22 protein-coding genes are annotated in these 25209 nt (G+C 62.4%); 7 read left to right on the forward strand and 15 right to left on the reverse strand.

What is annotated here, in order from left to right; all coding sequences use genetic code 11:
* Window positions 1-26: 26 nt before the first annotated feature.
* The 10 genes from ACS4RS_RS27920 to hpaR all read right to left on the reverse strand — a co-directional run bounded on the left by ACS4RS_RS27920 (window position 27) and on the right by hpaR (window position 10395).
* Complete coding sequence (locus ACS4RS_RS27920; RefSeq protein WP_439013252.1) at window positions 27-971, reverse strand: AraC-like ligand-binding domain-containing protein; 945 nt, start codon at window positions 969-971, stop codon at window positions 27-29.
* A 15-nt stretch (window positions 972-986) separates the two neighbouring features.
* Complete coding sequence (locus ACS4RS_RS27925) at window positions 987-1703, reverse strand: ATP-binding cassette domain-containing protein (RefSeq protein WP_439013253.1); 717 nt, start codon at window positions 1701-1703, stop codon at window positions 987-989.
* Between the two features lies 1 nt (window position 1704).
* Entirely contained in the window at window positions 1705-2409 is a 705-nt protein-coding gene (locus ACS4RS_RS27930; RefSeq protein ID WP_439013254.1) for an ATP-binding cassette domain-containing protein, read from the reverse strand.
* Window positions 2406-3443 carry an ABC transporter permease subunit gene (locus ACS4RS_RS27935; protein ID WP_439013255.1) on the reverse strand — a complete coding sequence of 346 codons (1038 nt, stop codon included), beginning with the start codon at window positions 3441-3443 and terminating at the stop codon, window positions 2406-2408. The genes ACS4RS_RS27930 and ACS4RS_RS27935 overlap by 4 nt, the downstream gene beginning before the upstream one ends.
* Window positions 3440-4306 carry an ABC transporter permease subunit gene (locus ACS4RS_RS27940; RefSeq protein WP_439012629.1) on the reverse strand — a complete coding sequence of 289 codons (867 nt, stop codon included), beginning with the start codon at window positions 4304-4306 and terminating at the stop codon, window positions 3440-3442. Before ACS4RS_RS27940 ends, ACS4RS_RS27935 begins: the two co-directional genes overlap by 4 nt.
* 67 nt (window positions 4307-4373) lie before the next feature.
* Complete coding sequence (locus ACS4RS_RS27945) at window positions 4374-5627, reverse strand: ABC transporter substrate-binding protein (RefSeq protein ID WP_439013256.1); 1254 nt, start codon at window positions 5625-5627, stop codon at window positions 4374-4376.
* A 59-nt stretch (window positions 5628-5686) separates the two neighbouring features.
* Window positions 5687-7282 (reverse strand): GMC family oxidoreductase N-terminal domain-containing protein, encoded by a 1596-nt coding sequence (locus ACS4RS_RS27950; protein ID WP_439012630.1) that lies wholly within the window; start codon window positions 7280-7282, stop codon window positions 5687-5689.
* 3 nt (window positions 7283-7285) lie between these two features.
* The gene (locus tag ACS4RS_RS27955; protein WP_439012631.1) at window positions 7286-8692 is read right to left on the reverse strand and encodes an aldehyde dehydrogenase family protein; all 1407 of its coding nucleotides are present in this window, start codon (window positions 8690-8692) and stop codon (window positions 7286-7288) included.
* A gap of 102 nt (window positions 8693-8794) precedes the next feature.
* A complete protein-coding gene (locus ACS4RS_RS27960) occupies window positions 8795-9781 on the reverse strand; it encodes a helix-turn-helix domain-containing protein (protein ID WP_439012632.1) in 987 nt (328 codons plus the stop codon).
* A gap of 110 nt (window positions 9782-9891) precedes the next feature.
* The gene (hpaR, locus tag ACS4RS_RS27965) at window positions 9892-10395 is read right to left on the reverse strand and encodes a homoprotocatechuate degradation operon regulator HpaR (RefSeq protein ID WP_439012633.1); all 504 of its coding nucleotides are present in this window, start codon (window positions 10393-10395) and stop codon (window positions 9892-9894) included.
* Between the two features lie 382 nt (window positions 10396-10777).
* Here hpaR and ACS4RS_RS27970 point away from each other — a divergent pair, with 382 nt between their 5' ends.
* A complete protein-coding gene (locus ACS4RS_RS27970; RefSeq protein WP_439012634.1) occupies window positions 10778-11965 on the forward strand; it encodes an alpha-hydroxy-acid oxidizing protein in 1188 nt (395 codons plus the stop codon).
* Window positions 11966-12223: 258 nt separating this feature from the next.
* Here the strand turns inward: ACS4RS_RS27970 and ACS4RS_RS27975 are convergent, their stop codons facing one another.
* Both ACS4RS_RS27975 and ACS4RS_RS27980 read right to left on the reverse strand, forming a co-directional pair.
* Complete coding sequence (locus tag ACS4RS_RS27975; protein WP_439012635.1) at window positions 12224-12808, reverse strand: isochorismatase family protein; 585 nt, start codon at window positions 12806-12808, stop codon at window positions 12224-12226.
* A 74-nt stretch (window positions 12809-12882) separates the two neighbouring features.
* On the reverse strand, window positions 12883-15249 hold the full coding sequence (locus ACS4RS_RS27980) for a putative bifunctional diguanylate cyclase/phosphodiesterase (protein ID WP_449314055.1): 2367 nt from the start codon (window positions 15247-15249) through the stop codon (window positions 12883-12885).
* A 124-nt stretch (window positions 15250-15373) separates the two neighbouring features.
* On the opposite strand from ACS4RS_RS27980, the gene ACS4RS_RS27985 reads away from it, so the two are divergent.
* Window positions 15374-16180: a transporter substrate-binding domain-containing protein gene (locus ACS4RS_RS27985; protein WP_449314056.1), complete on the forward strand. Its 807-nt coding sequence runs from the start codon at window positions 15374-15376 to the stop codon at window positions 16178-16180.
* A 196-nt stretch (window positions 16181-16376) separates the two neighbouring features.
* Here the strand turns inward: ACS4RS_RS27985 and fdhA are convergent, their stop codons facing one another.
* Window positions 16377-17567 carry a formaldehyde dehydrogenase, glutathione-independent gene (fdhA, locus tag ACS4RS_RS27990; RefSeq protein WP_439012637.1) on the reverse strand — a complete coding sequence of 397 codons (1191 nt, stop codon included), beginning with the start codon at window positions 17565-17567 and terminating at the stop codon, window positions 16377-16379.
* Between the two features lie 631 nt (window positions 17568-18198).
* Between fdhA and ACS4RS_RS27995 the strand changes: the two genes are divergently transcribed.
* A complete protein-coding gene (locus ACS4RS_RS27995) occupies window positions 18199-18633 on the forward strand; it encodes a hypothetical protein (protein ID WP_439012638.1) in 435 nt (144 codons plus the stop codon).
* A gap of 37 nt (window positions 18634-18670) precedes the next feature.
* Here the strand turns inward: ACS4RS_RS27995 and ACS4RS_RS28000 are convergent, their stop codons facing one another.
* Entirely contained in the window at window positions 18671-19576 is a 906-nt protein-coding gene (locus ACS4RS_RS28000; RefSeq protein WP_439012639.1) for an EamA family transporter, read from the reverse strand.
* Between the two features lie 112 nt (window positions 19577-19688).
* On the opposite strand from ACS4RS_RS28000, the gene ACS4RS_RS28005 reads away from it, so the two are divergent.
* The gene (locus ACS4RS_RS28005; RefSeq protein WP_041672096.1) at window positions 19689-20564 is read left to right on the forward strand and encodes a LysR substrate-binding domain-containing protein; all 876 of its coding nucleotides are present in this window, start codon (window positions 19689-19691) and stop codon (window positions 20562-20564) included.
* On the opposite strand, the gene ACS4RS_RS28010 is transcribed toward ACS4RS_RS28005, so the two are convergent.
* Window positions 20539-21531 carry a helix-turn-helix domain-containing protein gene (locus ACS4RS_RS28010; protein ID WP_439012640.1) on the reverse strand — a complete coding sequence of 331 codons (993 nt, stop codon included), beginning with the start codon at window positions 21529-21531 and terminating at the stop codon, window positions 20539-20541. The genes ACS4RS_RS28005 and ACS4RS_RS28010 overlap by 26 nt on opposite strands.
* A gap of 105 nt (window positions 21532-21636) precedes the next feature.
* Here ACS4RS_RS28010 and ACS4RS_RS28015 point away from each other — a divergent pair, with 105 nt between their 5' ends.
* Genes ACS4RS_RS28015 through ACS4RS_RS28025 form a run of 3 tightly spaced genes read left to right on the forward strand, consistent with a single transcriptional unit; the run spans window position 21637 to window position 25208 of the window.
* Window positions 21637-22539 (forward strand): 3-keto-5-aminohexanoate cleavage protein, encoded by a 903-nt coding sequence (locus tag ACS4RS_RS28015; protein ID WP_439012641.1) that lies wholly within the window; start codon window positions 21637-21639, stop codon window positions 22537-22539.
* Window positions 22540-22546: 7 nt separating this feature from the next.
* The gene (locus tag ACS4RS_RS28020) at window positions 22547-24037 is read left to right on the forward strand and encodes a carnitine 3-dehydrogenase (RefSeq protein WP_439012642.1); all 1491 of its coding nucleotides are present in this window, start codon (window positions 22547-22549) and stop codon (window positions 24035-24037) included.
* 10 nt (window positions 24038-24047) lie between these two features.
* Window positions 24048-25208: an acyl-CoA dehydrogenase family protein gene (locus tag ACS4RS_RS28025; protein WP_439012643.1), complete on the forward strand. Its 1161-nt coding sequence runs from the start codon at window positions 24048-24050 to the stop codon at window positions 25206-25208.
* The last annotated feature ends 1 nt before the right edge of the window (window position 25209 follow it).

Raw genomic sequence — 25209 nt, forward strand, 5'->3', positions numbered from 1 at the left:
GGCGGCTCGGCGCAGACCGGGCCGCCCTACGAAAGCGCAGCCTTGCGCCATTGCGACGGTGAAACGGCGTAGCGGGCGCGGAAAGCGCGCGAAAAATGCGCGCTGGAGGAAAAGCCGAGCGCAAAGGCGATCTCCGATATCTCGCCGCTATGGCCGCCGGCTTCGCGCAGCTTGGCCGCTGCCCGCTGCAGGCGCAAATCCCAGATATAATCGGACGGTGTCAGCCGTTCGGCCTCGAAGGCGCGATAGACGTAACGCACCGAGCAGCCCATGCGCCGCGCGATCATGGCCACGGTCAGATCCGGCCGGGCGATATTCCCGGCGATGAAATCCTTGATGCGCGCCAGCAGCAGATCGAGCGGATTGGCGACCAGTTTCTCCGGCCGCCCCCCGCCGATCATGGTGCGAACGAGATCGATCATCGTCTGGCCGACGCTCGAACGCCGCGCTTCGTCGAGATGGCCGATCTCGCGCATGGTCGTTTCCATCAGCGACAGTAGAATGCCGCACATGCCGTCATACTCGGCATGCGCAGTGAAGGGTGCTGCCAGCCGCTCAACCGCGGCCTGCGGCAATGCCTGCCGCGGCAGTTGCAGCAGCAATTGGCGGACCGGCGTGCTGTTGGTCAGCACATAGGGCCGGCGCGGATCATAGATCACAAGCGCATTGGTGGAGACGGGGGCGTGCAAGCCACCCTGGGTGATCGAGGCGCTGCCTTCGGTCTGCAGGATCAGCTTGATTGCGTCGGGATCGTCAGGTCCCACCGTCACGCGCTCGCCGAAAACCACATGCCGATCGGCTTCCAGCCGGGTCAGCCGGCAGGCTCCCAACATGGCGGAGAGCATCGAACTCTTCTCTTCGTCGGCCGCGGTGAAATCGAGCCTGACATTGCCGAACAGCGTGCGGACAAGCCCGGCAAATTCCTGGCCCCGGGCCGTCTCGATAGGGCGGTGACCAGCGGAAAAACGCACGACAACCTCCTCGCTTCAGCTCGCCAGATAGGCGCCATGGAGGATGTCCGGCTGGGCTTTCAGCGTCGCGGCGGGACCGTCGAAGACGAGGCGGCCGCGCTCCAGCACGAGCGCCCTCTCGGCAAGATCCAGCGCGAGATTGGCGAATTGCTCGATCAGCAGCACGCCGATGCCGCCGGCAGCGGCAATCTTCAGCGCCTCGGCCAGACGCTTGACGACGGCAGGCGCCAAGCCGAGCGAAAGCTCGTCGACGATCATGAAACGTGGCTTTGCGACGAAAGCCTGCGCCATCGCCACCATCTGCTTCTGGCCGCCGGAGAGATCGGAAGCCGACTGACGTCGGCGCTCGGCAAGCTCGGGAAAGATCTCATAGGCGCGCTCCAGCCCCTGCCGGCGGGCCGCTGCCGCAGGATCGAGCGCGGCGACGAGGATATTGTCCTCCACCGACAATTGCCCCAGCACGCGGTGCCCTTCCGGAACGAGCGCAAGGCCTGCCCGGCGGATGCGATCGGGCACAAATCCTTCGAGTGCGATGTCTCCCAGCCGCACCGCGCCGCCGCGCGGCAGAACACCTGCCATGGCCATGACCGTGCTCGATTTTCCCGCCCCATTGGCGCCGAGCAGGGTCGTCACCTTGCCGGCTGCGACCGAAAAGGAAATGTCGTGGATGACGCGTTTGCCACCGCGTTCGACGACCATGTTTTCGACGCGGACCTCGGAATTCCCGCTCATCTCAGAACTCCCCCAGATAGGCGCGCCGCACGTTCGGATCGGCAAGCACGGTCTGCGTCGGGCCGAGCGCCAGCAGCTTGCCGTAGTCGAGCACCATGGTTTCGCTGCACATGGAGCGGATAAGATCGACGTCGTGATCGATGACCAGAACCTGCGCTCGGAATTCCGCGGGGATGCGCAGCACCAACTCGCGAAACGCCTTTCCCTCTTCCTCGGTCAGACCGGCGGCCGGCTCGTCCAGCAGGATCAGCTTCGGCTTGCCGACAACACATTTCGCCAGTTCGACCAAGCGGCGCTGGAAGAGATTGAGCGATTGCCCCAGCCGGTCGGCAACCGCGCTGAGACCGACGAAGGAAAGCGCCTCGTCCACGGCTTCGGAGCGATGCGGCGCGCCAACCACATGATCGGCGATCGCCGCGATATTGCCGGCGACGGTCAGGTCCTCGACCACCTGCTCGGTCTGGAACGAGCGGCGCAGGCCGGCGCGCACGCGCTGCAGCGGCGTCATCGGCAACAGCGCCTGAGCGCCGAGCGACACGGTCCCCTGAGCCGGCCGAACGAAGCCGGAGAGCACGTTGAGCAACGTCGTCTTGCCGGCTCCATTCGGGCCGATGAGGCCCGCGACCGGCGCCGCAAGCACGGCGCTGAGTTCGTTGATCGGCTTCACCCCACCGAACTGAACGACGAGATTGTCGATGGTGATCATCGTGCCCTCCCCCTTGATAGGCCGCTGTTCAGACGGGCGAGCAAGGTGGCGATCTGGCCGGCGATGCCGGTCGGCGCCGTTGCCAGCGCATGGAACAGCGCGACGCCGAAAATGCCGATCGTGACATAACCGTCGATACCGAGATCGGTCAGCAGCGCCGGCACCGCGCGCAACAGAAGGCCGGCGATCAGGGCGCCATACCAGTTGAACACACCGCCGACGATGGCGAGCGCAAAGAGGTTGAGGCTCTCGAAGGCGCCGAAGGCGCGCCCGTCGAGCTGGCCGACATTGCCGGCCAGCAGCCCGCCGGCAAGGCCGGCAAGCAGGCCGCTGAGCGCAAAGGCCCAGGCCTTGTAGATGAGAACGTTGACGCCGCTTGCAACCGCCACGGTCTCACCCTTGCGGATTAGCGCCCAGGCCCTGCCGGGACGCGCAAGCTTATGCCATTGCGCGATCGAGAGGCCGATCGCAGCTGCCGTGCAGACATAGAGAAAATAGGCGACCTCGCCGTCGGCCACGGCAGGTCTCGCCAGCATCTCCCGGCCGGAACCGTCCGCTCGGCCGAGGAAACCAGGACCGCCATCGGGAAAGCCCCAGGCGCTGATGACGATCTGGAAGCCGCCGGCGAGCATCAGGGTGACGAGCGCGAGGTAGAGACCGCGCAGCCGCAGCGCCGGCACGCCGAAGGCGAGCCCGACCGCCGAGGCGACGATACCGCCGGCAAGAAGGCTCACCTCGAAGGGCGAATGAAAGGCGTGCCCGATGCGCAGCGTCACCCAGCCGCCGACGCCGACGAGGGCGAACTGGCAGAGCGAAACCAGGCCGAGCTGGCCATAGAGAATGGCAAGGCCGGCAACCGATAATGACAGGGCGACGGCGGAGGTTGCCGCCGAAAGCCAGAAGGAATTTGCGAGGAAAGCGACCACTGCTGCGAAGAGCGCCATCGTCACGGGGACATGCAGAATCTGTTTCGGCAGGCGCATCATCGACAGGCCTTCGGCGTTGGAGGCGATTGTTTGCTGCTGAACGCTCATCGGTCTTTCAACGCGGCTTTCGCCGTGCCTCCGAGGATCGTGACGGCGGCAAGCGCGATGATGAAGGGTGCGGCCGCGCGATAGGGCGATATCCAGGCAATCGGCGTCAGCGCCGCCTCGGCAATACCGATCAGAATGCCGGCAGCCGCGGTTTCCCAGAGCGAGCGCAACTGGCCGAGGATCGCCGCGGCAATGGCGGGAATGACCAGCAGGGTCAGAAACGTACCCTGCAGTCGCACGAGATCGGCCAGCAGCAGGCCGGCGAGGCCTGAGAAGATGCCGGTGATGATCCAGGCTGCCGTTTCGGTGTGGAGGACGCGCACGCCGAGCACGGCGCTGAGATCGCGGTCGTTGGCAAGCGCCCGCATATCGAGGCCAAGCCGCGTGCGGGAAAGCAGCAAGGTGATCGCGACGACCATGGCGACGGCAAGAAGAAGGGCGATGATGCGCGTATAGGTCAGGCGGACGGCAAAGAGCGAGACGAATATCTGGTCGGTCGGAAACTGCAGACGGCGCGGCAGCTCGCCCCATGTGACACCCATGACAGCGATCAGGACGAGCGCCGGCGCCAGCGTTCCGACGGCGCGCACGACGGTGTCGCGATGCGACAGCATCGGAGCGAAGATCCGCCCGTAGAGAAAGCTGATCGCCGTCGAGACGGCAACGGCGGCAAGGATGGCGATGGCGAGCGGCATCTTCCACTCGAGAAGCTGCCAGGCGCAATGCGCGCCCATCGCACCAAAAGCACCGAAAGCGAAATTGAGAACGCCGGTCGCGCGAAACAGCACGACGAGGCCGACGCCCGATAGGGCATAGACGGCGCCGATCCCGAACCCTGATATGATGAAAGGAAGTATGTTCATAAGCCGATCCTCCGGGGCTTGCCCGGCTCCGCGGGTGATGCCGCGGAGCACGATGTCAGACGCAGGCTCAGTTGATGCCGGCGGACTTTTCGAAGGCGCGAATGTCCTTCAGCTCCGGATCCGGCGACGGCGCGCAGTCGGAGACGACTTTCCATTTGCCGCCTTCGCTGACCGCCATGCGCGTGGTCGAATTGGCGTTGTGGCGGGTCTGGCCGTCGCCGAAGTACCAGGGCGCGCAGAAAATATCGCTCTTGAAACCCTTTATCCCCCGCACGGCGGCCGATGCCGTGTCGCGATTGATATTGGCGGGATCGAGCGTCATCAGTGCCGTCTCGGCGATCCGTGCCGCGAGATAGCCGGCCTGGGCGAAGGTGTCACGCGGATCGGATTTCTGGCCGTATTGATCCATGACGGCGAGCCAGTTCTGATTATCAGGCGTCGTCGCCTCGAGGTCGTTGAATTCCATATTGACGATGAAATTGCCATCCCAGCCGACGCCGATCGTGCCGGGCATGGAGAGATCATAGGCCGAGGCGGCGCTCAGGAACTTGATGCTCTGGTTCAGCCCCTGTTCTTCCGCGGCGGTCAAGAGCGGCACGGTGACGCCCTTTGGCAGGCCGAGGATGATCACATCCGGTCTGGAAGCTGCCGCCTGCAGGATGGTCGACGTGGAATCGGCGGTCCCGGGATCCATCAAGATCGTCTCGGCCGTCAGGCCTTTTTCCTTGGCGAGCTGAACAACGCCATCGCACGACCAGGTGCCGACATTCGGGATATTCGGCCCGATGCAGACGACCGACTTTGCCTTCAGTTGATCGAGCGCATAACCCATGGCGCCGAGCATCGAGACGCGAGGACCGGCATTGGTCGGCGCGTAGTTTGCCGCGAAGAAACATTCGCGGGGAACACCGACGCCGGCGACGACGAGAATGCCTGACTTCTTGTAGAAATCGGCATTGGCGCCGCATTCGACGAAACTCGAATTGCCGACCATCAGCACGGACTTCTCGTCATTGACGAGCTTGGCGGCGAGCTGTGCTGCTATCTCGGGGTTCCACTGGTCGTCCTCGACCAGATATCTCACTGGCCGTCCCTTGATCCCGCCGTTGGCGTTCAGGCAATCGAAATACGCCTTGGCCGCCTTGGTGGAATTGGAAAAATCGTCCGGTCCCGTCTTGCCGGTAATCGCGCCGATCACAATTGGTTCGCCGGTTGCCGGCCTGCCGCTATTGTCGCCGCAGGATGCTGCGGCATGTGCGCTGAACGCCGAAACGAGCGTCAGGAAAAGGCCGATTACCAGCCCTTTTGGATTGATAGGCATTGTCTCCTCCAGTGTGTTGTCCCGCTCCCCACGGGATATTGCGATCGGCGATATCAGGCTCAGCCGGAAATCACCTTCCCTGTCATGAACGCGGCAGCCTTTGCCGCAATCATCATCGTCGGCGCGTTGGTATTGCCCGACACCAGAGTCGGCATCACCGAGGCGTCGCAGACGCGCAGTCCCTCGATGCCGCGCACCTTCAGGTCCGGTCCGACGACCGCCATGCGATCGTCGGCGCGGCCCATGCGGGCCGTTCCCGCCGGATGGAATACGGTCTTGGCCGATTGCCTGATGTAGTCGTGCAGGGCCTCCGGATCTTTCTCGACGCCGGGCTTCGGCAGCACGCGGCGCTTCACCAGTTTGGCGAGTGCCGGCGCATCGAGAATGCGGATCGCCGTTTCGACACCGCGCACCAGGGTCTCGATGTCGGCGGGATCGGAGAGCAGATTGGCGTTGAAATCCGTCTGCTCCCGGGGATCGGCGCTCTTCAGCCTGATCCAGCCACGCGACCGCGGCCGGAGATAACACGGCCCGATGCTGATACCATGGCCGGGCTCCGGTTCGCGATCGACGAAACCGATCAGAACGGGCAGGACATGGAACTGCACATCCGGCTGGCCGGTGCCTGCGGTATCGACGAAGCCGCCGCATTCGACGACGTTGGATGACAGCAGCCCGCGACGTGATGTCAGATAACGCAGCATATGGCCGGCAGCCCGCAGACCCTTGTCTTGGCCGAGGATCGAGATCGGCTCGCGCGTTTCGCCCTGCACCGGCACCTCGAGATGATCCTGATAGTTGGCGCCGACGCCCGGCAGGTCGGCAACCACCTGGATGCCAAGCGAGGAAAGAAGCGCGCCGTCGCCGATCCCGGACAATTGCAGGATCTTCGGCGTGGCGATAGCCCCTGATGTGAGGGCGATTTCGCGCGAGGCCTTGAAAGTCGTGCCGTCGAGCAGTTCGACGCCGGCCGCCCTCCGCCCCTCGAACAGGACACGCGCCACCTTGCGCTCGGTCAGCACGGTGAGGTTCGGCCGCTTCTCCGCCTCGCGCAGGAAGGCCTGGGCAGAGCTCCAGCGCCGGCCGCCACGGGTGGTACTCTGATAGAAGCCGGCACCTGCCTGATCGGCGCCGTTGAAATCGTCGTTCTGGGGAATGCCGATTTCAGTCGCCGCCTTGACGAAGGCCTCGCTCAGCGGGTGGCGGTGGCGCGGGTCGGAGACGTGCAGCCCACCCCTCTTGCCGTGGAAATGGCCGTTCAGCCGCTCGTTCTGTTCCAGCGAGCGGAAGGCTGGAAGCACGTCGTCATAGGACCACCCCTGGCAGCCCATTTGCGACCAGGTATCGTAGTCGTTGCGATGGCCGCGAATATAGATCATCGCATTCACCGAGCTGCCGCCGCCGAGCACATTTCCCTGCGGCACGATGCACGGCCGGCCGTTCAGGCCCTTGTCGGGGTTCGATGCGTAGGGATGGATGTCGATGCCCTTGCCCAGCACCTTGAAGAAGGTCGCGGGTATATGGATCCACGGATCGGCGTCGCGACGGCCGGACTCGATCAGCAGGACCTTATGCGCCGGATTTTCCGACAGGCGGTTCGCCAGCACGCAGCCCGAGGATCCGCCTCCGACGATGATATAATCGTAAGTCGTCATGGCTCAGCTCAACACCGTCTGGATCGTGGTGAATTCCTTCAGTCCTTCGGCGCCGAATTCGACGCCGATGCCGGATTGTTTGACGCCCCCGAAGGGTGCATTGGGTTGAATCGTGCCGTGCTTGTTGATCCAGACCGAGCCGCATTCGAGCTGCCTTGCATAGCGCTTGGCCTTCTCGACATCGGCAGACCAGACCGAACCGCCGAGACCCGCCGGATTCTGGTTGGCGCGGGCGATCACCTCGTCGAGATCACTGTAACGGATGATCGGCAGGGCCGGACCGAACTGCTCCTCATCGACCAGCCGGACACCATGATCGACATCGGCAACCAGCGTGATCGGATAGAAATAGCCGGGCCGGTCCATCGGCGTGCCGCCGGTCAGAATGCGGCCGCCTTGTGTGCGCGCATCATCGACCAGATCGCGCACCTTGTTGAACTGCATTTCGTTTTGTATCGGGCCGAGGATGCTGGCCTCATCCAGGCCGTCGCCGACAGTGATCTTGCCGGCATAATCGGCAAGTGCGCTGCAGACCTCCTCATAGATGCTGTCATGCACATAGAGGCGTTTCAGCGCCGCGCAGGTCTGGCCGTTATTGATGAAGGCGCCCCAGAACAGGCCCTCGACAATGCCTTTCGGATCGACGTCGGGCAGCACGATGCCCGCATCGTTGCCGCCGAGTTCCAGCGTCAGCCGTTTCAAGGTGGCGACGGCCGAGGCCATAATTTTTTTGCCGGTCTCGGTGGAACCGGTGAAGGTCATCTTGGCAATACCGGGATGGGCCGAAAGCGCGGCCCCAATGCTGTTTTCGCCGGTGATCACATTGACGACGCCGGGGGGCAGCACCTCGTTGATGATCTCGACCAGGCGGATGGTCGAGAGCGGCGTCAGGGGCGACGGCTTGATGACCACGGTATTGCCGGCCCGCACCGCTGGAACGATGTGCCAGCAAGCGATCATGACAGGCCAGTTCCAGGGTGTGATCGAGCCGACGACACCGATCGGCTTGCGATGCAGCTCGACGCGGCCTTCATTGTCATCCTGCAGGATCTCGACCGGCAGATCGAGTTCCGCCGTATGGCGCGTCCAGGCGAGCGCGCCGCCGATTTCAAAACGCGACCCGAGGCCATTGAGCGGCTTACCCTGCTCCCGGGTCAGGAGATGCGCCAATTCCTCGGCGTGTTCGTTGATTTTTTCGGCGATGGCCCGGCAAGCGGCCGCGCGCTCTTCGTTTGACGTCACCGACCAGCTTTTGAAAGCCGCGGCTGCGGCGGCAACGGCCTGGTCGAGATCGGCTTGCCCGGCAAGCGGCATATAGCCGACGATTTCGCCGTTCGACGGATTTGTAACCGGCGCATATTGGGTCGTGGCGACAGTTTCGCCACCAATGAGCAGGGTAGACTGCTTCACGATATTCTCCTCCCGTGACATCAGGGAGGACTATGACTTTCGCCGGAAAAACCGTCTTGGGGAGAAACGCGCCTCGTCTTGGACGGAAGCGCAAATTGCGCGTCAGACCATCTTTGGCACCGGTTCGCCGGCGCGAAGCAGTTCGCTCGGCGCACAATCGAACAGTTCCTTGAAGCTGCGGTTGAAATAGGAAATGTCGTTGAAGCCGGCCGAATACGCGACTTCGGCGATCGTTCCGGCGTGGCGCTGCTCCTTGATCTGCTCAATTTTTTGCCGGGCGAAGCGCAGGCGCTTGTCGCGGATGACGGTAGTGCAGGTCATGCCCAATCCCTGGAAATCCTGCTGCAGCGTGCGGATCGATACGCCGAGCCTCGTCGCCAGCCATCTGGCGCTGAGATCGCTTTCGGTCAGGTGTTTGTCGATCAGGATATCGACCATCTGCAGGCGCCTGCCGGCACTGTCATGCAACGAATTCAGGCTTGGCGTCTGGATGTCGGTCGACAGAAATGCCTGGCGCGTCGCATCGAACATCAGCTGGCGCAGATGCGGCGAGGCCGCCTCGCTTTCCGGAGCCGTCATCATCTTGGCGATCAGCGCGCGCAGCATCACCGCCATCGGATCGCCGGCCGAAAGCTTGCGGGCCACGTCGAAATCCACCTTGCTGTCCGAATACATCAATTGCCGCGGCAAATGCAGGGAGAGATGATTGGAGAAGTGTCCGCGAAAATAGAGAGTGGTCGGCCGCGTGGAATCGACCAGAATGCATTCACCGACGTCGAGGATATTCTGCTGGCCGGAATGCTCCACCCCGCAGGCCCCCTCGAGCTGCAGGATCAGAAACAGATGTTCGTGAGCGTCGCGGCGAATATCCTCCCAGCCGCGATGGACATAATCCAGATCGTTGGAGACATGAGCAAATTCCATGCCGCAGACGTCGATGCGGCTTGCCGTGCCGACCACCTTGTCGCCGCGTTCCATCGTGTGCGGGTTGAAATTCCCGCAGATGTTATAAAGGTCGTCCGCCCATTGATCGTAAGGTGTCGGCGCCCAGGCGCGATCGACGAGGCTGCGGTTCTGCAACAGGTCCAACTCTGCCTCCCAACAGTGTCAATACCGCTGAAGACTGCCGCAGACCGGGCCGGCCGTCAATTATATATTTAACACATTAATAAAGAGGCTTTGCGGGGGCCCGAAAGCCGTCACTCTTCACCGCTGGTCGCGCCTTCGAGCCTCAGCGCCGTCAGTTCGTCAAGCATGTCCAAGAGTTGCTCGACCCGCTCCCCACCGAAGCGCGCACCTATGTCGGCGTAGACCTTCAGGCTCTCCGGCATGACTTCGTCGACCATTGCCCGCCCTGTGGGCGTAATCCGCAGCAGCACCCGCCGGCCGTCGGCCTTGTCCTTATGTTTGGTGATGAAGCCGCGCTCCTCGAGCGAGCGGATCATGCGCGTCAGGCTTGGCGCCAGGATCGAGGCCTTGTCCGCCACTTCGCTCGCATCGAGCGTTCCCGCTTCCGAGAGCACACGGATGACCCGCCACTGCTGCTCGGTTACATCATGCGCCGCCAGGATCGGCCGAAAATGGCTCATCACTGCTTCGCGCGCACGCAAAAGCCCGATCGCCAGGGACCGCTGGCGCTCATGCGGCGACCGGCTGGCCGGCGACGAGGGTATTTCACGTTTATCCTGCTGTCCATTCTTCATGCGGGTTCCGATCGCGCAGCTGTTGAATGCGGGATTTTCCGTTGGCCTTGAGCAGCCGGCTGAAAATCGCAAGACAGCTAGTTAACACAGCAACGACCAACCACAAGCCCATCCGGGACGACATCTGGGCTGATTGCCCTCCGCCGGGCTCTGCGTCTTTCCCAAGGCGATCCGCTGGGATTCCTGGAACGCCCGATCAGCGCCGCCCCGCTGTTGATTACCGCCGGTATGCTGGTAACCTTGATACTTCCGTCCATTCGGAATGGGTCGCAAGGAAGCATTCGAGGCAAGCGAAGATTTGAAGCAGTCGGTAGCGATGGATGCAATGGCTTCACCGCCCTCTCCCAGAAACAAATTCGTCTGTAATTGAACGGAGCAAGCCATGAAAGTAAGCAGCCTCGACTCCCGCCGTTCGACCCGGCTGGCGCAGGCTATGCTCTGCCTCGATGACTTCGAGCCAAAGGCAAAGCGGCATCTGCCAAAGCCGCTCTACGCCTATATTTCCGGTGGCACTGAAACCAACGCATCGCTGCGAAATAATCTCGAAGCCTTTCAGACCTATGCGTTGCGACCGCGTATTCTGCAGGACGTATCGACGCGAAGCACGCAAACCACCTTATTCGGCCAGACTTATGCCGCACCCTTCGGTATCGCCCCAATGGGAATCAGCGCGCTCATGGCCTATCGCGGCGACATTGTTCTTGCCGCTGGCGCAGCGCAGGTCGGGATTCCGATGATCATGAGCGGATCCTCGCTCATTCGGCTCGAAGAGGTTGTTGCCACCGCGCCCGCGACCTGGTTCCAAGCCTACCTGCCCGGAGAGCCCGAGCGCATCGATGCGCTGGTGGACCGCGTTGCTGCGGCGGGCTTCACCACCTTGTTGCTTACCGTCGATACGGCTGTTCTCGCGAACCGGGAAAACAATATCCGGGCCGGCTTCTCGACGCCTCTGCGGCCCAGCCTTGCTTTGGCCTGGCAGGGTGTTTCGCACCCGCAATGGACCATCAGGACGTTTCTGCGCACGATCGCGCGCCACGGCATCCCGCATTTTGAAAACTCCTACGCAACCAGAGGCGCACCCATCATCGCCTCGAACGTCATGCGGGACTTTGGCCGAAGAGACCATCTGAACTGGAGCCATCTCGAGCGCATTCGCAACCGCTGGAGCGGCAAGCTGATCGTCAAGGGCATTCTTCATCCGGACGATGCGGCGCGTGCGGCTGAGACAGGGGCTGACGGGGTGATCGTCTCCAACCACGGTGGCCGCCAGCTGGATGGCGCCATCTCTCCCATCGCGGCGCTTCCCGAGATCGTCGAACGTCTGGGCGACAGGATCCCAATCATGATCGATGGCGGCTTTCGCCGCGGAACCGATGTTATCAAGGCCTTGGCGCTCGGGGCACGTTTCGTGTTCGTCGGCCGGCCGTTTCTCTACGCGGCTGCTGTAGCCGGTCTGCCTGGCGTATTGCGGGCGGCAGACATCCTGAAGGCCGAGCTCCATAGCGATATGGCCCTGCTCGGTGTTACAACAATCGAGCAGATTTCAAGCGGCCACCTCATTCCGACTTGACGTGACAAGCCGTGATCTCTCGCCAGCGCAATGGTGCCCCTGGATGCGGCTAGCTGGCCAACGCCTTCTTTTGCTCTCTGAGAAGCCATTCTGAGCGACTGGTGCACATGCCGATGACTGTACCGGGCATCAGCATGGCGATCTACAATCCGCCTTTCGCTCCCGGCGAATATTGGCGCCGGATACGCCGATCAGGTCGCGCCTGCAAAACTCCGCAGATCGCATCGCGAACTGGGCGTGCGCTGAGGGACAACTGGTTCAGCCAGAAACCCGCAAAAATTCGTCGGTTTGCATAAGTTCGACCTGCACGGAAAACCGATCGTGCAGAAGTTCCAGCGAGGCGTCGTGCGTATCGTCGGCGCCGCTGCAGACGGCGTCTTTCAGCACGATGACGCGATAGCCGAGATCGATGGCGCCGAGCGTGGTGGCAAGCACGCAGACATCGGTTTCTCCGCCGGTGATGACCAGAGTATCGACCCGCTCCGATTGAAGGATAGGATGAAGGCGGCCGTCGATCCAGGGGGAATAGGTGCGTTTGTCGAAGTGCCTTGCCGGCGGAACCAGCGACGCCAGCGACGAGGCCAGATCGACGAGGTCGCGGGGAAGGTGCTCGCCGGTCATCATCCACCATTTCCGATAATAATCACGCCATTTCCCCGGCATCTCGTCGGCATGCTCGGGTGGCAGGAAGCGGGTGAAGATCGTTCGAGACGGGTGCCGTCCGGCGAGTTCCTCGATCTGCGGAGAGACCCGCGCCATCCAGGGAACGTGCCAGGGTGTGTCTTCGGCAAACATCCGCTGCATGTCGACGCAGAGGTGCCGCCACTCGCCGATCTCGCCCATCCCATCCTCCGTTCTCCGGGCGTCAACCGCCGCCTGCGGCGAAAGTTCCCGTGACCTGTGGAAGATCGGAAACCTCAGGCGACGGCGTCTGGAGCGATCGTCAGCAATCCGGCGGCGCTCTCAGCTTCCCGGAAACAATCAAGTTCGCGAAGAGGAACCGGTTTGGAGAAGAAATAGCCTTGGAGGTCGGTGCAGCCGAGGGCGGCCAGGAGGTCACGTTGATATTCGGTCTCAACGCCTTCTGCCGTCGTCGAGATGCCGAGGTTGCGGCTGAGCGTGACGATGGCGCCGATGATCGCTGCCCCGTTAGCCTTCGTGCCGAGCAGCGACACGAACGACCGATCGATCTTGATGCGGTCGATGTCGAAGCGCATCAGGTGGCTGAGGCATGAAAAGCCGGTTCCGAAATCATCGAGCGAAATCTGAACACCTCCGCCGCGCAGCGACTTCAACACAGAATAGACGTCCGAATTATCCTCGATGAGCGAGGACTCGGTAAGCTCGAGCTCCAGCCGGGATGGCGGCAGTCTGCTCTCTTCAAGCACGGCGAAGACTTCCTCGGCAAAATTCGGCCGCCGCAACTGGGCGGGAGACACGTTGACGGCAACAAACGTATCGTCTGGCCATTTGCAGGCGGCTCGACAGGCTTCGCGCAGCACCCAGAAACCGAGAGCGTCGATGAGGCCGCCCTCCTCGGCGACAGGGATGAAGCCGGCGGGCGTCAACAGGCCGCGCTGGCTGTGACGCCAGCGCACGAGGGCCTCTGCGCCCGAGGCCGCGTATCCGCCCTCGGCGCGGTGCACCGTTTGGTAATGAACCTCGAGCGATCCGAAGTCCGGCCTGGTTGCAATGGGATCCGAATGTGGGCCAGCCGATGAAGCCATGCCTCTGGCCAGAACTTCGCGCAATTCGTTCTTGAGAATGTCGCGTGCGTTCCTGCCGCCGTCCATGGACGGCGAATAGAGGCGCCATTGACCTCTGCCGCCCATTTTTGCCTCGTAAAGCGCGACATCGGCGTAGCGCATGATGTCGTCGGCATTCCGGCCGGCATCCGGCACGACGGTCACGCCGATCGAGCCGCCGACGCGGGCGACCGCCTCGCCGCGCAAAAGCGGGAAGGGCTTGCCAAGTTCTGCAACGATCGCTTCGCAGATCGCCGGCAAAACTTGGTCATGATCTTTGATGTCCCGCAGAAGCAGGGCAAATTCGTCGCCTCCGAGCCGGGCAAGGGTGTCGCCTGGACGCAGTATGGCGCGGATCCGCTCCGCAGCCATCCTGATGAGTTCATCGCCGGCTGCATGGCCGAACGTGTCGTTCACGGCTTTAAAACGGTCGAGGTCGAGAAGCGCAACGGCCGAGCGTTCGACCGAATTGCGCGTCTCGGCCAGGCACTCGTCGAACCGCATCGCGAACAAGGCGCGATTGGGAAGGTCGGTCAGCACATCATGCAAGGCAAGCTGCCGTGCATGCAGCTCGCTCTTCTTCAACTCGCCGAGACTGCTTCGCAGGCGCACCAGCAGAACCGAGAACAGGACCGCGATCAACAGGGCCGCGATCGAAAGCGCCGGCATCAAGCGCCCGATGACCCGCGACCCGGGAAGATCTGGCCGCCAGACGATGAAGCCGATCGGTTCGCCGTTTGCCGTCGCGTCGATCTGAAACGCGACCTCGTTCTCGTCGGCATCGGCGGTGCGCGCGAAGCGCGCGCCGTTGAGCCCCTGCTGCCGGCTCAATTCGTCGAGCGCAGCACCATCGATGAACCGAACGACGATCAGGAATTGCCGCATCGGCTGCTGCCGTCCCTGGGCGGCGTCGTTGATGGCGACGACGCCGACGATCGTCGGGCGACCTTCCAAACGCATCAGATTGGCCAACGCACGGTTGGACTGGGCCGCGCTCGCAAGGCGGCTTTCCATCGAAGACGGCGTTCGTTCGGACGCCGTCCCTTGTCTCACCCCCAGGCGGGCATCCCGAAGGAGAGGCGCAAACAGGGGCTTCATCCAGCGATAACGTTTTTCTGTCTGGGCATCCGCCAGCATGAGCAGTTGGGCCTTCTCGTCGACGACGAAAGCCTGGTCGTAACCGAAGGCGGACATTGCGGTCTGGCTGATCGCACTGCCGGCCGCCGCCGTCAGGACGGCGTCGAGGCTGGAGGAACCTCCGGTTGACCGGGCGGCAGGATAAACGCGTGTGAGGTAGCCGTTGCCGAACTGGCCGATAACATGTGCGACTTGATCGACCTGCTCGCGCAGCCGCGCATTCACAAGCTGGCGCTGGCGATCGAGGGCAGCAGCGTCACTCTCGGTTCCTGCCCAGAGCGCCGAAAGCACGACGAGTCCAATCGCTCCAAGCCCGCTCACGGCGATCAGAAAGAGAATCCTTCCCGAGGCGATCCAGGATTTCTGAAACGTATTGGAGCTGGAAGGAACAATGATGTGCAAGCCTAGACCCCTGAACACCGCGACATGGGCGCATGCGTCGACGCTACCAAAGAAGCGTTCACGTAGAATTAAAGGCTAAGGCGTATTATTGGCAGGATCGAATAGCCCCAAGGAGCTCACGACGATGCTGCGCATATCTCTTCAGACTATGTTGCGCGGAGCGCTGGTGGCGGGGGGCTTGGGTATGGTGTTGGCCGCGGCGGCGCCAATCCAGGCGGCCGCGCAAGATCGCATCCCGATGCGAATTGCCGTCGAAGGCGCGTTTCCGCCCTTCAACTATCTCGATGCAAACAACAAGCTTCAGGGCTTCGACATCGATATTGCCAATGCGCTTTGCGAGGTCGGCAAGTTCGAATGCCAGTTCATCATCGAGAAATGGGACGACATAATTCCCGATCTCGTTGCCGATAAATACGACGCGATCATCTCGTCCATGTCCATGAGCCTCGAGCGGCGCCAAAAGGTTGCCTTCACTGAGAAATACTACAACAGCCCCTCCGTGTTCATCGCTCGGAAGGATTCGCCGATTAGCGATATCAGCCCCGCTGGCCTCAGCGGCAAGATTCTCGGGGTGACGTCGTCGACGGCGCAGGAATCCTACGCCAACCATCTCTATCCGGAGATGAAAAAGAAGGTCTTCCGGTCCTCGCCTGAATTGTACAAGGGGTTGTCGGACGGCAGCGTCGATATCATCCTGGAGGACAAACTCGCCATCTACGACTGGATCGCCAACACCAAGGCAGGAACCTGCTGCGAGTTCAAAGGGCCGGATCTGGTCGACGTCACATACTTCGGTGAGGGTGCCGGCATCGCGCTGCGCCTGGACGACAAGGAGCGTCTTACACGCTTGAACGAAGCGTTGAAGAGCATCAAGGCGGACGGGACCTATGACATGATCAACGCAAAATATTTCCCGTTCAGCATCCAGTAATTCCGCCGGTAAATTCCTGATGAATGCAGGATGGCCGGCTTGCGGCCGGCCATCCCATCACGTCGAGTGTTCGATCGTAACCGCTAAAGCATGATGCCGAAAAGTGTGAGCGGTTTTCGGACGACATCATGCTCTAACTCTTTAATTTAGAACAGGATTCAGATTTTAGGCCGATCCGGCCTAAAATCATCCTGTTCTAGGCGGCTTTCGCGACGTCCCCATGCGGATCGAGGACGAATTTCGTCGCCGCTCCGTGGTCGAAGCTCTCATATCCGGCGGCGGCCTCGTCGAGCGGAATGACCTTGGCGTTGACGATATCGGCAATCGGCAGCCGGTCGTGCAGGATCGCCTGCATGAGCTGCCGATTGTATTTGAGCACCGGCGTCTGGCCAGTATGGAAAGACTGCGCCTTGGCCCAGCCGAGGCCGAAGCGGAGCGACAGATTGCCGTGTTTGGCGGCATTGTCGACGGCGCCCGGATCCTCGGTGACGTAAAGGCCGGGAATACCGATCGAGCCTGCGGCGCGGGTGATCTCCATCATCTGATTGAGCACGATCGCCGGCTGTTCGCCGCCCGAATGGCCGCGCGCTTCGAAGCCGACCGCGTCGATGGCGCTGTCCACTTCGTTGGTGCCGACGACCTGGGCGATCATGTCGCCAAGGCGGTCGCTCTTCGAGAGATCGATCGGTTCGAAACCGACCCTTGCCGCATGCGCCAGGCGATCTTTGTTGAAGTCGCCGATCATCACGACCGCGGCGCCGAGGATGCGCGCCGAAGCGGCAGCCGCAAGCCCGACAGGGCCGGCGCCTGCGACGTAGACGGTCGATCCGACCCCGACGCCTGCACGCACCGCGCCATGGAAGCCGGTGGGCAGAATGTCGGAGAGCATGGTCAGATCGCGGATCTTCGCCATTGCCTTGTCCCGATCGGGGATTTTGAGCAGGTTGAAATCGGCGTAGGGAATGGTGACGTAGCGCGCCTGCCCACCGATCCAGCCGCCCATGTCGACATAACCGTAAGCGCCGCCGGCGCGGGCCGGATTGACTGTCAGGCAGACGCCGGTATCCTGGGACTTGCAGCAGCGGCAACGGCCGCAGGCGACATTGAACGGCACCGAGACGATATCGCCGATGTCGAGCATCTCGACGTCGACGCCTTTCTCGATGATCTCGCCGGTGATTTCATGACCGAGGACCAGGCCCGGCATCGCCGTCGTGCGGCCGCGGACCATATGCTGGTCGGAGCCGCAGATATTGGTGGAGATCACCTTCAGGATGACACCGTGCTCGATGCGGCGACCGTCGGGCGCTTCCAGCTTCGGGTCGTCGATGTCGCGAACTTCGACCTTGCCCGGCCTCAGATAAACGACGCCTCTATTCTTGCTCATGGATTCCTCCCATTCGTTGAATGCCTCGATCTGCAACCGATGCAATCGATGGCAATTTTTCCTCCGGCCTGCCTCCTCTGCAGCCCGGTATTCACAACGCCGCACCGGGCGATATTCGAATTTCGCAAATAGGCGGGGACAGATTGGATGGAGGGGAAGAGTGAAGACGATAGGTCTGGCCTGTCGTTTCCGCTCGTCATCACCGCCGCAATCCGCCGATTTGCTGCGCAAAGAGCTGGTTTCGGGCTCCAGAACCTCCTTTCGATTCATCTTGGAATCTTCGGTCGGCGTTCCAACGGTTCTGTCGCCAGTGACGAGCGCCTTGAACGCCACAAGCAAACCACGCCCGGCGGAAAACAGCGCCCGAAAAAACGACATGGGCGCAACTCAAAGACGACAGTCGGAAAGTCGCGATAGCATACCGCTGGCGGGTAGTAGTTGATCCCCGGAATAGGGCGGTTTTCCGGATCGGTTTAGAAGATTTGATTGCAACTCTCCGATCAAATAGCAGGGTTTCTCTGCCTGCCCGCGGCAGATGCCGTTGCCAATCGTGATTGGACATCGGCTGCGACCTGAGCCACGCTATTTTTGGGAGCGGACCATCTATTTTTCTCGGAGATAGGAGGCCGAAATGGAACAGTATGCACTCGAGCAATTGAAAACGATTGCGAAGGTCAGCACGACCTGCAAGCGCCTTGAATTAACGCGGCGCGAACGGATTGAACGGTGGGCCGAAAGTCTCGAACGCAGCCCCAGGCCGTTTCTTAAGACGCTTCACGAAACAGAATATCAGCCGATCGCAGATCGCATTGCCATGCGGGATGACGACACGCCGATCTCGGTTGCATTCGCTGATCCCATTCTGCGGGCGGCAGGAATGGAAAATGATAGTTACGGAGAAGCCAAACGGTTCTTCGAACTCAGCGACGGGGAATTGCACGAGCTTGTCTGCTTCTGTCATTTTGGTGAACGCGTCAGCGCGGCAACAGTCGCTCGTCGCGTGCGGAAGATGGCAGATCCCAAACCAAGCGGATTTTTCGCGCAGATTCGTGCGTTCTTCGGCTAATCGAGGCTAAAGAGCACATGACGCTGTAAAGCCGGGTCTAGCGGTCGCGTGACCGCTGGCTGCGGTTGAAGTCGATTGCCGTGTGCCAGAGCACGGCGCCAAGGATGATCGCGCCGCCGAAATAGGTGGCGACTGGCGGCTGCTCGGAAAACAGCAGCCAGACCCAGAAGGGCGTCAGCACGATTTCCATCGTACCGATCAGCGCGGCTTCTGCCGGCGGCATCCGCTTTGCGCCGGCGAGGAAGAGCACAAGCGCCAGCGAGAAATTGGTGGCGCCGAAGGCGGCAAGAACGATCCAGTTGTGCAGGTCGAGCGAGCCGACCGAACCGAACGGCGCGAAGATGACGAGGGTCAGGAAAGCGCTGACGACGGTCGGCGGCAGGCTCGGCACGCCGGGACTGACGCGCGGAATGATGATGACGAGCGCGAAGGACGCGGTCATGCCGAGCGCTAAGAGGTCGCCCCAGCCGGTGCCGCCGCCGATCGACGAGGCGACGATGACGCCGACGCCGAAGAGGGACACGGCGCCGGCGATCAGCGTCCGCCTGGCGACCCTCTCTTTGAGGATAAGCCAGCCGAATAGCGCCGCAATGAAGGGCGTGGTCGCATAGATCATCGTCACATTGGCGACGGTGGTCATGTAGAGCGCCCCGATGAAGCATCCCTGACTGAAGGTCTGGCATGCGATCATCGCAAGACCGGAGGGATGGAAAACGGAACGCCATTGCCGCTGCGAGATGCCCCCTTCGAGGAAAAGGCAGGGGATCAGCAGGAACAAGCCTCCGAACAACGACCGCCAGGCGATCGCCGTCCATACGTCGGTCGTGAGCAGCCGCGAGTAAACGCCGCTCGCACTCCAGGCGAGCGTCGCGGCAACGATGAGAAGCACACCCTTCTCGTGCTCGCTGCCTGCGAGGCGCGTGGTCGGATTTTCAATGGTCACGCAGATGGTCTCAAAGAAGGAAGTCGAACGCCGCTCATTTCTGCGCCAGCAATTGACATAAGACAAACGAATAGTAGAGATAGCTCTTATCGATTTTTTCTATGGCTATCTCATGCATGAACCAATCGAAAGCGACCTTCTGAGGACCTTCCTGGTCGTCGCCGAGACCTCGAATTTCTCCGCGGCTGCCCAGCGCATCGGGCGGACGCAGTCGGCGGTCAGCACCCAGATCAAGAGGCTCGAGGCGGCGATCGGCGAGATCCTTTTCGAGCGCGGCGCCCGCGGCGTGCTGCTCACCCGCCAAGGCATCCAACTGGTGCCCTATGCCCGTAGGGTGATCGATCTCCTCAACGAGGCTGCCGCGACGATCCGCAGCAAGCCACTCGACGGGCCGGTGCGGATCGGAATTCCCGAGGAATACAGCCAGACGGTGCTGCCGGCAGCCCTTGCGGCTTTCGCCGTGCGCCATCCGGCGGTCGAGGTCACGGTGTCCTGCGACTATACGGTCCGCAATCTCGCCGCCCTGGAACGAGACGAACTCGATCTCGCCGTCGTTTTCGACTGGAGCGACCAGAACAAGGGCGAGGTTCTCTGCATTGATCCCACAGTCTGGGTCACATCGATGGTCCACCGGCTGCACGACATTGATCCCCTGCCCGTTGCGACCTATCGCAATTCCACCTGGTCACGCGATTTTGCGCTCCGCTCGCTGGAACAGATCGGCCGCAGCTACCGGATCGCATTCATCGCCGATACTGGCTCGGGGCTGAAGAACGCCGTGACCGCAGGCCTTGCCGTCACCACCCTTTCCCGCAGCAGCATTCCGCCCGGCTGCCGGGAACTGACGGCCGAAGACGGTTTTCCGCCGGTCGATTCCTCGAAGGTCGTGCTTCGCCGGAGCACCTTCCGTTCCAGCGAGGCCGTCCGGGAACTCGCCGAAATGGTGCGCGAGGCCTTCCAGCCTATGGCGGCGCCGGCAATGGCGTGATGCGGCGGCGCAGGCGGCGCCGGGTTTCGGATGGGCTCTCGGAAAAACTCGCCCGGTAGCTTCTTGCAAAGGCCGAGGCCGAATTGAAGCCGGTCGCCGCCGCGATGTCGGCGAAGGAGGCCGTCGTTTCGATCACCTTGCGCCGCGCCGCATTCAGCCGCAGCGCCAGATAATGCACATGCGGCGGTGCGCCGATACTCTGCTGGAAAAGATCCTGTAGATGCCGGGCGCTGACGCCCACCCTGCGGGCGAGCCGCGCCAAAATCAGCGGCTGCTCGATATGCTCCTCCATCAGCCGCACCGCCTGTGTCACGCGGGGATCATGCATGCGCAGTCCCGCCGAGGCCGCGGATAGCGCTTCGTCGACATGGAAGGAGGGCTGCTCATAACGGAACAGCCGGCTGACCTCGAGCGCCAGCGAATAACCCTGCCGCTGCCGGATCACTTCCAGCATCAGGTCGACGGTCGGCAGTGAGCCTGAAGTCGTCAGCCGCTTGCCGTCGATGACGAAACGATCCTTGACGGCTCTGACCTCGGGATAAGCCAACGCAAAATCCTCGTAATCCTCCCAGTGGACGGTCGCCGGCAGCCCGTCGAGCAGGCTTGCCTCGGCCAGCAGCCATGTGCCGGACTCGATGCCGGCAACGATCGTGCGGTGACGGGCCGCCTGCGAGAGCTGCATCTTCAGCGCCGGCGTCGCGCTGCGGCGCCAGTTGTAACTGGCCAGCACGAAAAGCGGCGTCTCCTCGGTCGTCGCCCGGAAGGTGCCCTCGGCCGGGATGGCGATCGCGCTGGTGGTCGGCACCGGCGCGCCGTCCGGCGTCAACAACCGCCAGCGATAGAGTTCGCTGCCGGCGATGCGGTTGGCGCCGCGCAGCGGCTCGATGACAGACGCGATCAGGATCAGGTTCGTCTCCGGCAGGACGAGAAGGTCGATATCGAGCCGTTCCGTTGATCGCTGCAGCAAGGTCACCTCCTCCAGTTCCGATAATGTATCAAAGACTTCTGATAATGCAAAGCATCTTCGCCGATCCTGCCGCGTAATGCCTGACAAGACGGGGAGAACAAAATCATGCCTCTTGCGATGAACCGCGATGTCTTCATCACCTGCGCCGTCACCGGCGCCGGCGATACGGTTTCCAAATCCAGCCATGTTCCCATTACTCCCAAGCAGATCGCGGACTCCGCGATCGACGCCGCCAAGGCTGGGGCGGCCGTTGTTCACTGCCATGTCCGCGATCCGGAAACGGGGGCCGCCAGCCGCCGCAACGATCTCTACAGGGAAGTCACCGAGCGCATCCGCTCGGCCGATATCGATGTCGTCCTCAATCTCACCGCTGGCATGGGCGGGGACCTGGTTTTCGGCAATGTCGAAAGCCCCCTTCCCCTCAATCCGAGAGGCACTGATATGGCGGGCGCCAGCGAGCGCGTCAGCCATCTCGCCGAATGCCTGCCCGAGATCTGCACGCTCGATTGCGGCACGATGAACTTCAACCTCGGCGACTATGTCATGACCAATACGCCGGCGATGCTGCGGGCCATGGCGAGGAAGATGACGGATCTCGGCGTGCGGCCGGAGATCGAGGCCTTCGACACCGGCCATCTCTGGTTCGCCAAGCAGCTTGCCGAGGAAGGCCTGATCGAAGACCCGGTGCTGATCCAGCTCTGCATGGGCATTCCATGGGGCGCGCCCGACGACCTCAACACCTTCATGGCGATGGTCAACAACCTGCCCCAGAGCTGGACTTTCTCGGCCTTTTCGATCGGCCGCAACGCCATGGCGTATCCGGCCGCGGCGGTTCTGGCCGGCGGCAATGTGCGTGTCGGCCTGGAGGACAACCTCTTCGTCGGCAAGGGCCGGCTCGCTACCAATGCGCAGCTCGTCGAAAAGGCCGTGCAGGTGGTCGAGGGTATGGGCGCGCGCATCATCGGACCGGAAGATGTGCGCAAGAAGCTGAAGCTGACGAAACGCTGAGGATATCATGACCAAGATCAGCAAGGCGGCTTGTATCGGCGGCGGCGTCATCGGTGGCGGATGGATCGCCCGTTTCCTGCTGGCCGGCATCGACGTCGATGTGTTCGACCCGCATCCGGAAGCAGACCGCATCGTCGGCGAGGTAATCGCCAATGCTGAAAAAGCCTACGCCATGCTGACCGGTGCACCGCTGCCGCCGCGAGGCAGGCTACGCTTCTGCCCGACGCTCGCGGAAGCCGTCGCCGCTGCCGACTGGATCCAGGAAAGCGTGCCGGAGAGGCTCGACCTCAAGCGCCGCGTGCTGACCGAGATCGATGCTGCGGCCCGCCCGGACGCGCTGATCGGCTCGTCCACGTCGGGGCTGCTGCCGACCGATCTGCAGCGCGACATGACGCATCCCGAACGCCTCTTCGTCGCCCACCCTTATAATCCCGTCTATCTGTTGCCGCTGGTCGAAATCGTCGGCGGCGCAAAGACCTCGGTTGCGACCATCCAGGCGGCTATGGAAAGACTGCTGCCGATCGGCATGAAGGGCGTCCACATCGCCAAGGAGATCGAAGCCTTCGTCGGCGACCGGCTGCTCGAAGCGCTCTGGCGCGAGGCCCTGTGGCTCATCCATGACGATATCTGCACCGTCGAGACGCTCGATGATGTCATCCGCTACTCCTTCGGCCTGCGCTGGGCGCAGATGGGCCTGTTCCAGACCTACCGTATCGCCGGCGGCGAGGCCGGGATGCGTCACTTCCTCGCCCAGTTCGGTCCCTGCCTTGCCTGGCCCTGGACCAAGCTCACCGATGTCGTCGATCTCGACGACGCCCTGATCGAAAAGATCGGCCGGCAATCCGACGAGCAGGCGGCGGGCCTCTCGATCCGCGCGCTCGAACGCATCCGCGACGAAAACCTCGTCGGCATCCTGCAGGCGCTGAAGGGCGGCGACGGCGGCAAGGGCTGGGGCGCCGGCAAGCTGTTGAAGGATTTCGAGCAATCGCTCTGGGCGGAGGGCGGCAGCGCGACGAAGTCGTTCGACCCGTCGAAGCCGCTGAGGCTCGTCGAGACGAAGGTCAGCCCCGCCTGGGTCGACTATAATGGCCATATGACCGAGCACCGCTACCTGCAGGCTTTCGGCGATACATCAGATGCATTGCTGCGCCTGATCGGCGTCGATCTCGCCTATGTCGAGGCGGGACAGAGCTACTATACGGTAGAAAGCCACATCCGCCATCTCGGCGAGGCGAAGCTCGGCCAGGCGATCCATTCGACCTGCCGGATTTTGTCCGTCGATGAAAAGCGGCTGCATCTCTTCCATACTCTCTACGACACGGCGACGGGCGAAGCTCTCGCAACCGCCGAGCAGATGCTGCTGCATGTCGACAGCAAGGCGGGCAAAGCGGTGCCGGCGCCGGCCGCGGTGCTCGACAAGGTGAAGGCGATCGCCAGCGCCCACGCGGCGTTGGCGCTGCCCGAAGGTGCTGGCCGTTACGTCGGCCAGAAGCGGTAGGAGATAGGGCATGGATTTCGGTCTCAGCCAAGAACAGGAAATGATCGTCAAGACGGTTCGCGCCTTCGTCGAAGCCGAGATCTATCCGCATGAGAACGAGGTCGAGCGGACCGGCATCGTCCCGCCGGAGCTTGGCCGCGAGATCCAGCGCAAATGCATCGATCTCGGTTTCTACGCCTGCAATTTTCCGGAGGAGATCGGCGGCGCCGGGCTCGACCATGTCACCTTCACGCTGGTCGAACGGGAGCTCGGGCGCGGTTCGCTCGGCCTGACGGTTTTCTTCGGCCGGCCCTCCGGCATCCTGATGGCCTGCGAGGGCGAGCAGCGCGAGCGTTATCTGCTGCCGGCAGTGCGCGGCGACAAGATCGACGCGCTCGCCATCACCGAGCCGGATGCCGGTTCCGATATGCGCGGCATGAAATGTGCTGCCCGCCGCGACGGCGGCGACTTCGTGTTGAACGGCACGAAACACTTCATCTCCCATGCCGATGTCGCCGATTTCGTCATCGTCTTTGCTGCGACGGGCGAAGAGGAAACGCCGAAGGGCATCAAGAAGAAGATCACCGCCTTCCTCGTCGATCGCGGCACGCCGGGCTTCGAGATCCGCAAGGGCTACGATTCCGTTTCGCATCGCGGTTACCATAACTCAACGCTCAGCTTCGAAGATTGCCGGATACCCCAAGCCCAGGTGCTGGGCGAGGTGCATCGCGGTTTCGATATCGCCAATCAATGGCTTTACGGCACGCGGCTGACGGTGGCCGCCACCTGCGTCGGCCGAGCACGGCGCGTCTTCGAGATGGCTCTGCCCTATGCCGCCGAGCGCAAGCAGTTCGGCAAGCCGATCGGCGCCAATCAGGGTGTGTCTTTCAAGCTTGCCGACATGATCACCGAGATCGACGCGGCCGAGTGGCTGACACTTTCAGCCGCCTGGCGGCTCGATGCCGGCCTTCCGGCAGACCGGCAGATCGCTTCTGCCAAGCTCTATGCCTCCGAAATGCTGGGACGCGTGACGGATGAGGCGATCCAGATCTTCGGCGGCATGGGCCTGATGGACGACCTGCCGCTTGCCCGCTTCTGGCGCGATGCCCGCGTCGAGCGCATCTGGGACGGCACCTCCGAAATACAGCGTCATATCATCAGCCGCGACCTGCTTCGGCCTCTGGGAGCATGAG

The organism is Rhizobium sp. F40D2, from assembly GCF_051810745.2.
Classification (GTDB): domain Bacteria; phylum Pseudomonadota; class Alphaproteobacteria; order Rhizobiales; family Rhizobiaceae; genus Rhizobium.